The sequence below is a fragment of the Rhodovarius sp. genome (genome assembly GCF_040399605.1).
Classification (GTDB): Bacteria; Pseudomonadota; Alphaproteobacteria; order Acetobacterales; family Acetobacteraceae; genus Rhodovarius; species Rhodovarius crocodyli_A.
This window is the reverse complement of sequence record NZ_JBBARU010000115.1, coordinates 1-7,626: the sequence shown is the minus strand read 5'-3', so window position 1 is coordinate 7,626 and position 7,626 is coordinate 1. Positions and strand designations below refer to the sequence as shown.

Below are 7,626 nucleotides of genomic sequence, written 5' to 3'. Positions count from 1 at the left end.
CCTGGGGCTGGAGACCGCTCAGGGCCTGGTGCTGAGCGAGACCTTCTATTGGGATCTCAATGAGCGCACCCGTTCGCTGACAGAGCGCCTGGGCGCCATGCCGGGCGGCAATAAGCCCCGCATGGTTCAGGCGGGCTGCTATGCTGCGGTGCTGCATTACCTCAAGGCGGTGGCCGATATGGGGACGGCCGAGGCCAAATCCAGCGGCCGCGATGTTGTGGCACGGATGAAGGCCATAGCTTGCGATGATGATGCCTTCGGCCGCGGTCGCATCCGCTCCGATGGGCGCAAGCTGCACCCCTCCTATCTTTTCGAGGTGAAGTCGCCGGCTGAAAGCCGTGCGCCTTGGGATTACTGCAAGCTGCTTGGCACCACCGCGGCAGCTGATAGCTTCCGGCCCTTGGCCGATGGCGGTTGCGCGCTTCCGCGCGGCTGAGTTTCGTCTTTAACAACAACTGGTTTACCAACCACTTTATCAACCATTGGGGGCAGAGCGGCACAAAAGACCGCCCGCCCCTAGCAACAGGGAGTAGAGGTCCATGATGAATATTGATCGCCGTGCCGTTCTGGGTGCGGCCGCAGCAGGGGCGCTGCCCTTCCGTTCGGCCCGCTCCCAGGCGGCGAACACCATCCGCATCGGCGTGCTGAACGACCAGTCCGGCCCCTATCGTGACCTCTCGGGCCCTTATGGCGTGATGTGCACCCAGCAGGCGGTGGCCGAGTTCGGCCAGCGTGGCTTCAACGTGGAAGTCGTCAACGCCGACCACCAGAACCGCCCCGATGTCGGCGCCAATATCGCCCGCCAATGGTATGACCAGGGCGTGGATGTGATCGTCGACGTCCCCACCTCCTCGGTCGGCCTCGCCGTCAACAACGTCGCGCGCGAGAAAAACAAGGCCTATCTCAACACCGGCTCCGCCACCTCGGACCTGACGGGCGCGCAGTGCAGCCCCAACACCATCCATTGGATGTACGACACCTATATGCTGGCCAAGTCCACTGGCGCTGCCATGGTGCGCGCGGGCGGTGACAGCTGGTACTTCATCACCGCCGATTACGCCTTTGGCCATGCGCTGGAGCGTGACACCGGCAATTTCGTGCGCGCCGCCGGCGGGCGGGTGCTGGGTGCGGTGCGCTACCCCTTCCCGGCGACGACCGATTTCTCCTCCTTCCTGCTCCAGGCCCAGGCCGCGCGGCCGAAGGTGATCGGCTTCGCCAATGCGGGTGCTGACCTCATCAACAGCATCAAGCAGGCCTCCGAATTCGGCGTGACCCGCCGCGGCATCAAGCTCGCCGCGCTGCTGATGTTCCTGCCCGATGTCCATTCCATCGGCCTCGAGACCGCCCAGGGCCTGGTGCTGACCGAGAGCTTCTATTGGGACCTCAATGACCGCACCCGCGCGCTGACCGAGCGGCTGCGCCCGCGCCTGCGCGACCAGGTGCCGAATATGGCCTCTGTCGCCAATTACTCCTGCACCCTGCATTACCTCAAGGCGATTGCCGATATGGGTGTGGCCGCCTCGAAGGCCTCGGGCGTGGATGTCATCAACCGCATGAAGGCGATGCCCTGCGATGATGATGCCTTCGGCCCCGGCACCATCCGCGTCGATGGCCGCAAGCTCTGCCCCTCCTACCTCTTTGAGGTGAAGTCCCCGCGCGAGAGCCGCGGCCGCTGGGATTACTACAAGCTGGTGCAGACCACCCCGGCGGCAGAGGCCTTCCGCCCGCTCAATGAGGGCGGCTGCTCTCTGGTGCGGAGCTAAGCCCATGGGCCGCCGCAACCTAGGTGGCGCCGCCGCCGCGGTTGCGGCGGCACCATTTCGTGCCCGCCATGATGGCGGCATTACCCATCTCGCCCCGCTTCGGGATGTGAAGCCCCCCGCGCAATCGCGCGGTGCTGGGGACCATGACACACTTGCCGCCACCACCCTCGTCACTCGGAGCTGAACCAGCACATGGATTTCTTCGGCATACCGGCGCCGCTGCTCTTCGGGCAGTTGCTTCTCGGCCTGATCAACGGGGCGTTTTACGCGCTGCTCTCCCTGGGGCTCGCGGTGATCTTCGGCATGCTCAACGTGATCAATTTCACGCATGGCGCGCAGTTCATGATGGGGGCTTTCGCCGCCTGGATGCTGTTGAATTTTTTCGGCATCGGCTATTGGGGCGCGCTGCTCCTCGCGCCCATCATCGTGGGCATCACCGGCATCATCCTCGAGCGGCTGATGATCGCCAAACTGTATAAGCTCGATCATCTCTATGGCCTGCTGCTCACCTTCGGCATTGGGCTGATCATCGAAGGGCTGTTCCGCAACGAATTCGGCTCCTCGGGCATGCCCTATCGTATTCCGGCGGAATTGCAGGGGGCTTGGGATCTGGGCTTCATGTTCATGCCGGTATATCGCGGCTGGGTGGTGGTGGTGGCCTTCTTCGCCTGCCTCGCGACTTGGCTGGTGATTGAGAAGACCAAGATAGGCTCCTATCTGCGCGCCGCGACGGAAAACCCCGCCCTCGTCCAGGCCTTTGGCATCAATGTGCCGCGGATGATGACGCTGACCTATGGCGCGGGCGTGGCCCTTGCGGCCTTTGCTGGCGTGCTGGCTGCGCCAATCTATTCGGTGAACCCGCAAATGGGTTCCAACCTCATCATCATCGTCTTCGCCGTGGTCGTGATTGGCGGCATGGGCTCCATCCTGGGCTCGGTGCTGACCGGCTTTGGCCTGGGGGTGATCGAGGGTCTTACAAAAGTGTTCTATCCGGAGGCGTCCTCGACCGTGATCTTCGTGGTGATGGCCATTGTGCTGCTGGCGCGCCCCGCCGGCCTCTTCGGGAGGGCCTGAACCATGGCCGCACCCGCCGCCGCTGGCGCCTTTGAGGGCATTGATGCAGAGCGCGAAGTGATCTGGGGCTTTACCCGCCCGCAGCTCATCACCTTCGGCCTCATGCTGGGTTTCATCCTGGTCGCACCCTTCTTCCTCTACCCGGTCTTTTTGATGAAGGTGCTGTGCTTCGCGCTCTTCGCCTGCGCCTTCAATCTGCTGATCGGCTATGTCGGTCTGCTCTCCTTTGGCCATGCCGCCTATTTCGGCATGGGTGGCTATCTGGCCGGCCATGCCGCCAAGGTCTGGGGTGCGACGCCCGAGGTCTCCATCCTGATCGGTGGCCTCGTCGCTGGTATTCTGGGCTGGCTGATCGGCATGCTGGCCATTCGCCGGCAGGGGATTTACTTCGCCATGATCACCCTCGCCATGGCGCAGATGGTGTATTTCTTCTGCGTCCAGGCGCCCTTCACCAATGGTGAGGATGGCATCCAGGCCATCCCGCGCGGAAAATTCCTCGGCACGGTCAGCCTGAGTGCCGATATGTCGATGTATTGGCTGGTGGCTGGCATTTTCATCGCCGCCTTCCTGTTCATCCACCGCGTCATCAACTCGCCCTTCGGCCAGGTGATGAAGGCGATCCGCGAGAATGAGCCCCGCGCCATTTCCCTCGGCTATCGGGTGGATGATTATAAGCTGATGGCCTTTGTCATCTCGGCCGCCATTTCCGGCGTGGCCGGGGGCACCAAATCAATCGTCTTCGGCATCGCCACATTGACGGACGTGTTCTGGTCCATGTCGGGCGAGGTGGTGCTGATGTCGCTGGTGGGGGGCCTGGGCACGCTATTCGGCCCGGTGGCTGGCGCTGCCATCATCATCACCATGCAGAACTACCTGGCCGAGTTCGGCGCCTGGGTCACGGTGATCCAGGGCGTGATCTTTGTGCTTTGCGTGCTGGCCTTCCGCCGCGGTGTGATTGGCGAGATCGGCCGGCTGCTGAAGGTTCGGCTTTAAGAGACTGGGGCGCGCGAACCTGCGCGCCCCGCGCATGACGGCCACTTCATCACGCGCAGTTGTGACGACACGACCGGCGCTGGCAGGCTGATCCCATGAATCCCGACACGCGCAAGGCCCTTTGGGTTGCCCTGATCTCCGCGGCCTTCACTGCCTCGCTGGCCATGGGCACCCGGCAGACCTTTGGCCTGCTGCTATTGCCCATGCAGATGGAAAATGGGGTGGACCCCTGGGCCTTTGGCCTGGCGGTGGCGCTGCATAATCTGATGTGGGGCCTGGCGCAGCCGGTGGCGGGCTCGCTGGCCGATAAATACGGCACCGGGCGGGTGATGGCCTTTGGCGGTATTTTCTATCTGCTGGGCTGCGGCATTCCGGGGCTATGGCCGAATAATGCCTCGGTTCTGCTGGGCATTGGCTTCTTTTCTGGCCTGGGCGTGGCCTGTGCCGGCACCGGCATGGCGCTTGCCGCCATCGGCCGCATGGCGCCGCCGGAAAAGCGCGGTGAGCTGATCGGCATAGCCTCGGCCGGTGGTTCGATGGGCCAGGCCTTCATGGTGCCGCTGGTCTATCAACTCTCCGGCGCTTATGGCGCGGCGGCGGCGCTGGGCACGGCGGCGGTGGCCTCGCTGCTCATCATTCCGCTCTCGCGCAATATCGAATGGAACCCCCAGCCCGGCCGCAAACCCTCGGGCGGGCTGCGCGCATTGCCGGGACTGGCGCGGATGTCGCTGGCGGATCGTGATTTCGCCCTGCTGACCGGCGGATTTTTTGCCTGCGGCTTTCAATTGGCCTTCCTCACCACCCATTTGCCCTCCCATTTGGCGCTCTGCGGCATGTCGGCTGGGCTGGGGGCGACGGCGCTGATGCTGATCGGCCTGTTCAATATCCCCGGCTCCTGGCTTTGCGGCTGGCTGAGCGGGCGGATGCGCCCGGAGATGGCGCTGGGCGGCATTTACCTGCTGCGCACCCTGGCCATTGCCATTTTTGCCATGGCCACGCCGACGGAATTGGGCACCATGGTCTTTGCTGCGGTGATGGGATTTGTCTGGCTGGGGACAGTGCCGCTGACCTCGGCCGCCATAGCGCGGCGCTTCGGCACGGCTGATCTGGGCGCGCTGTATGGCGTGTGCTTTTTCAGCCATCAGATTGGCGGCTTTCTGGGCGCCGCCTCGGGGGCGGTGCTGCTGCAATTCACCGGCAGCTTCGCGGCCTTCTGGCCGGTGATGGTGGTGGTGGGCGGTATCGCCGTCGTGCTGAATTGGATGTGCCGGCCCCCAGCGCAACGGGCCTTGGCCTGAGGCGATGCGCCAGGGCATTCGGATGTCCAGGTTTGCGATCGCGGCTTGGGCTATCTCCGGCCGCGTTGACAATCGGTTGCTGTGCTATAAGCCAAGCCATCACCGCTGCATCCAGAAGGCCACGCCATGAGCATCCGTCGCGTTCTTCTCGCCACCATCCTCGCCGCAGGCTTTGCCGCAAGCGCCCAGGCGCAATGCGACACGCGCTTCACCCTGGTCAATCATTCTGGCTCGACGATCCAGGAATTCTATTTCGGCTCCAGTGCGCAATCCAGCTGGGGCCCAGACCGGCTGGGGCAGAATGTCCTGCCGCATGCCCGCACGATGAATTTCACAGCCCGCTCTGCCGGCGCCAATGATTTTAAAGTTGTTTGGGCCGGCGGCGCTTCGGCGCAATTGATGGGTGTGAACATCTGCTCCACCAATCAGATCGTGGCCACCCGATCGGGCCTCATCACCCGTTGAAACGGCCTAGCTCATGCTGCAGTAATGATTGAAGATTCTCCAAGGCAATTTTTCGCTTATTGTCGCAAAAATGTCGCTTATGATGATGTTGACAATCAGTGGCCGTGCTCCAGGCAGAATCCGCAATGAGTCTTCCAGAAAGGTCCGTCATGTTCATTCGTCGTATTCTTCTCGCCAGCATCCTCGCCACAGGCTTTGCCGCCAGCGCCCATGCCCAATGCGATACCCGCTTCACGCTGGTGAATAATTCCGGCGCGACGATCCAGGAATTCTATTTTGGCTCCAGTGCGCAATCCAACTGGGGCCAGGACCGTTTGGGGCAGAATGTGCTGCCGGCCGGCCGCTCGATGAATTTTTCTGCCCGCGTTGCCGGTGCGAATGACTTCAAGGTGGTGTGGGCTGGTGGCGAGACAGCCGAATTGATGAGCGTGGATATCTGCGCCACCAGCCAGATCGTGGCGACCCGTTCGGGCATCGTCGCCCGCTAGAGCATCATCCGCTCAAAATGCCCGCACGATGAATTTCACAGCCCGCTCTGCCGGCGCCAATGATTTTAAAGTTGTTTGGGCCGGCGGCGCTTCGGCGCAATTGATGGGTGTGAACATCTGCTCCACCAATCAGATCGTGGCCACCCGATCGGGCCTCATCACCCGTTGAAACGGCCTAGCTCATGCTGCAGTAATGATTGAAGATTCTCCAAGGCAATTTTTCGCTTATTGTCGCAAAAATGTCGCTTATGATGATGTTGACAATCAGTGGCCGTGCTCCAGGCAGAATCCGCAATGAGTCTTCCAGAAAGGTCCGTCATGTTCATTCGTCGTATTCTTCTCGCCAGCATCCTCGCCACAGGCTTTGCCGCCAGCGCCCATGCCCAATGCGATACCCGCTTCACGCTGGTGAATAATTCCGGCGCGACGATCCAGGAATTCTATTTTGGCTCCAGTGCGCAATCCAACTGGGGCCAGGACCGTTTGGGGCAGAATGTGCTGCCGGCCGGCCGCTCGATGAATTTTTCTGCCCGCGTTGCCGGTGCGAATGACTTCAAGGTGGTGTGGGCTGGTGGCGAGACAGCCGAATTGATGAGCGTGGATATCTGCGCCACCAGCCAGATCGTGGCGACCCGTTCGGGCATCGTCGCCCGCTAGAGCATCATCCGCTCAAACGGAATCCATTGAGCGGATAAGGTTTTCCGATAAACAAAGTCTCTAAGTCGGGAAGGGGGGAGCGCTCTGAGCCCCCTCGGCGATTTGGCCGACGCGCGGTGCAGAAAGACAGCAGCGTTCCTGCGGTGGCCATCGGTTGTTTTGGCCTCTCAAACGCCCAACAAGGCACCCGAGTAAGGGGCTGACACATTTGCTCGTCCTATGCTTCTGGCCAGCATCCTTGCCACCGTCTTGGGTGGCAATGCTTCCGCGCAATGCGATGCCCGTTTTATCCTGGTGAACCATTCTGGCGAAAAATCCAGGAATTCTATTTTGGCCCCAGCACGCAATATTGGGGTGCGGACCAGTTGAGCCGAGCTGTTCTGGCCGATGGTCTTTCCAGGATTTTTACCGCCTGGGTGGCCGGAGCCAATGACTTTGAGGTGGTATGGGCCAACGGCGCATCAGCGCAGTTGAGGGGGTGAATATTTGTGCCACCAATCAGATTGTCGCGATCCGCTCGCGCATCATTGCCCCGTAAAATCTTGGCTGCGGCGCCAACCTCGCCAGGCGGCCCGCCATGGCTTGGGCACAAGGATGATAGGCTTTTGGCCCAGCAAATTGCTCTACTGAATATTCAGCAACGCGTGGCAATTTATTGAAAATTATAAATACCAACTCAAGTCGCGCCGGTGATATCGTCGAAAACTCTTAAGACATCACTTTAATGACCCCTCGCCCAATTGTGACATTATCCCAACACCGAGCAGCGCAGCGCCGCCAAGCCAACAAATTCATCTGGTGCTGCAGGGTGTTTTGCCGATACTCACCCCCGCGCCACCTAGCCCGGATTATTCATGACGCCCCCAGCTGATGAATTTTACCGGTGAG

The 7,626-nt window shown here is 61.5% G+C and carries 10 protein-coding genes; all 10 read left to right on the top strand.

Translation table 11 applies throughout. The features are described from left to right. Positions 1 to 436: ABC transporter substrate-binding protein (locus tag ABWP84_RS17565; RefSeq protein ID WP_353213320.1), on the top strand; the 436-nt coding region annotated here is incomplete at its 5' end. A 106-nt stretch (positions 437 to 542) separates the two neighbouring features. Continuing rightward, complete coding sequence (locus ABWP84_RS17560) at positions 543 to 1,763, top strand: ABC transporter substrate-binding protein (RefSeq protein ID WP_353213322.1); 1,221 nt, start codon at positions 543 to 545, stop codon at positions 1,761 to 1,763. A gap of 4 nt (positions 1,764 to 1,767) precedes the next feature. After that, complete coding sequence (locus ABWP84_RS17555; RefSeq protein WP_353213319.1) at positions 1,768 to 1,947, top strand: hypothetical protein; 180 nt, start codon at positions 1,768 to 1,770, stop codon at positions 1,945 to 1,947. Between the two features lie 8 nt (positions 1,948 to 1,955). Beyond that, the gene (locus ABWP84_RS17550) at positions 1,956 to 2,837 is read left to right on the top strand and encodes a branched-chain amino acid ABC transporter permease (RefSeq protein ID WP_353213318.1); all 882 of its coding nucleotides are present in this window, start codon (positions 1,956 to 1,958) and stop codon (positions 2,835 to 2,837) included. Between the two features lie 102 nt (positions 2,838 to 2,939). Beyond that, entirely contained in the window at positions 2,940 to 3,830 is an 891-nt protein-coding gene (locus ABWP84_RS17545; RefSeq protein WP_353213321.1) for a branched-chain amino acid ABC transporter permease, read from the top strand. Between the two features lie 95 nt (positions 3,831 to 3,925). After that, on the top strand, positions 3,926 to 5,128 hold the full coding sequence (locus ABWP84_RS17540) for an MFS transporter (protein WP_353213317.1): 1,203 nt from the start codon (positions 3,926 to 3,928) through the stop codon (positions 5,126 to 5,128). Between the two features lie 126 nt (positions 5,129 to 5,254). Further along, positions 5,255 to 5,593, top strand: coding sequence for a hypothetical protein (locus ABWP84_RS17535; RefSeq protein ID WP_353213316.1), 339 nt, complete (start codon positions 5,255 to 5,257; stop codon positions 5,591 to 5,593). A 149-nt stretch (positions 5,594 to 5,742) separates the two neighbouring features. Beyond that, positions 5,743 to 6,081, top strand: a complete 339-nt coding sequence (locus ABWP84_RS17530) for a hypothetical protein (RefSeq protein WP_353213314.1) — start codon at positions 5,743 to 5,745, stop codon at positions 6,079 to 6,081. 28 nt (positions 6,082 to 6,109) lie between these two features. Beyond that, the gene (locus tag ABWP84_RS17525) at positions 6,110 to 6,250 is read left to right on the top strand and encodes a hypothetical protein (protein ID WP_353213315.1); all 141 of its coding nucleotides are present in this window, start codon (positions 6,110 to 6,112) and stop codon (positions 6,248 to 6,250) included. A 149-nt stretch (positions 6,251 to 6,399) separates the two neighbouring features. Next, on the top strand, positions 6,400 to 6,738 hold the full coding sequence (locus tag ABWP84_RS17520; protein ID WP_353213314.1) for a hypothetical protein: 339 nt from the start codon (positions 6,400 to 6,402) through the stop codon (positions 6,736 to 6,738). The last annotated feature ends 888 nt before the right edge of the window (positions 6,739 to 7,626 follow it).

What these genes read in the sequence shown, in the direction of transcription:
- ABWP84_RS17560 (WP_353213322.1), top strand. Translation starts at nt 543, where the DNA reads ATGAATATTGATCGCCGTGCCGTTCTGGGTGCGGCCGCAGCAGGGGCG.
- ABWP84_RS17555 (WP_353213319.1), top strand. Translation starts at nt 1,768, where the DNA reads ATGGGCCGCCGCAACCTAGGTGGCGCCGCCGCCGCGGTTGCGGCGGCA.
- ABWP84_RS17520 (WP_353213314.1), top strand. Translation starts at nt 6,400, where the DNA reads ATGTTCATTCGTCGTATTCTTCTCGCCAGCATCCTCGCCACAGGCTTT.
- ABWP84_RS17550 (WP_353213318.1), top strand. Translation starts at nt 1,956, where the DNA reads ATGGATTTCTTCGGCATACCGGCGCCGCTGCTCTTCGGGCAGTTGCTT.
- ABWP84_RS17525 (WP_353213315.1), top strand. Translation starts at nt 6,110, where the DNA reads ATGAATTTCACAGCCCGCTCTGCCGGCGCCAATGATTTTAAAGTTGTT.
- ABWP84_RS17545 (WP_353213321.1), top strand. Translation starts at nt 2,940, where the DNA reads ATGCTGGGTTTCATCCTGGTCGCACCCTTCTTCCTCTACCCGGTCTTT.
- ABWP84_RS17540 (WP_353213317.1), top strand. Translation starts at nt 3,926, where the DNA reads ATGAATCCCGACACGCGCAAGGCCCTTTGGGTTGCCCTGATCTCCGCG.
- ABWP84_RS17530 (WP_353213314.1), top strand. Translation starts at nt 5,743, where the DNA reads ATGTTCATTCGTCGTATTCTTCTCGCCAGCATCCTCGCCACAGGCTTT.
- ABWP84_RS17535 (WP_353213316.1), top strand. Translation starts at nt 5,255, where the DNA reads ATGAGCATCCGTCGCGTTCTTCTCGCCACCATCCTCGCCGCAGGCTTT.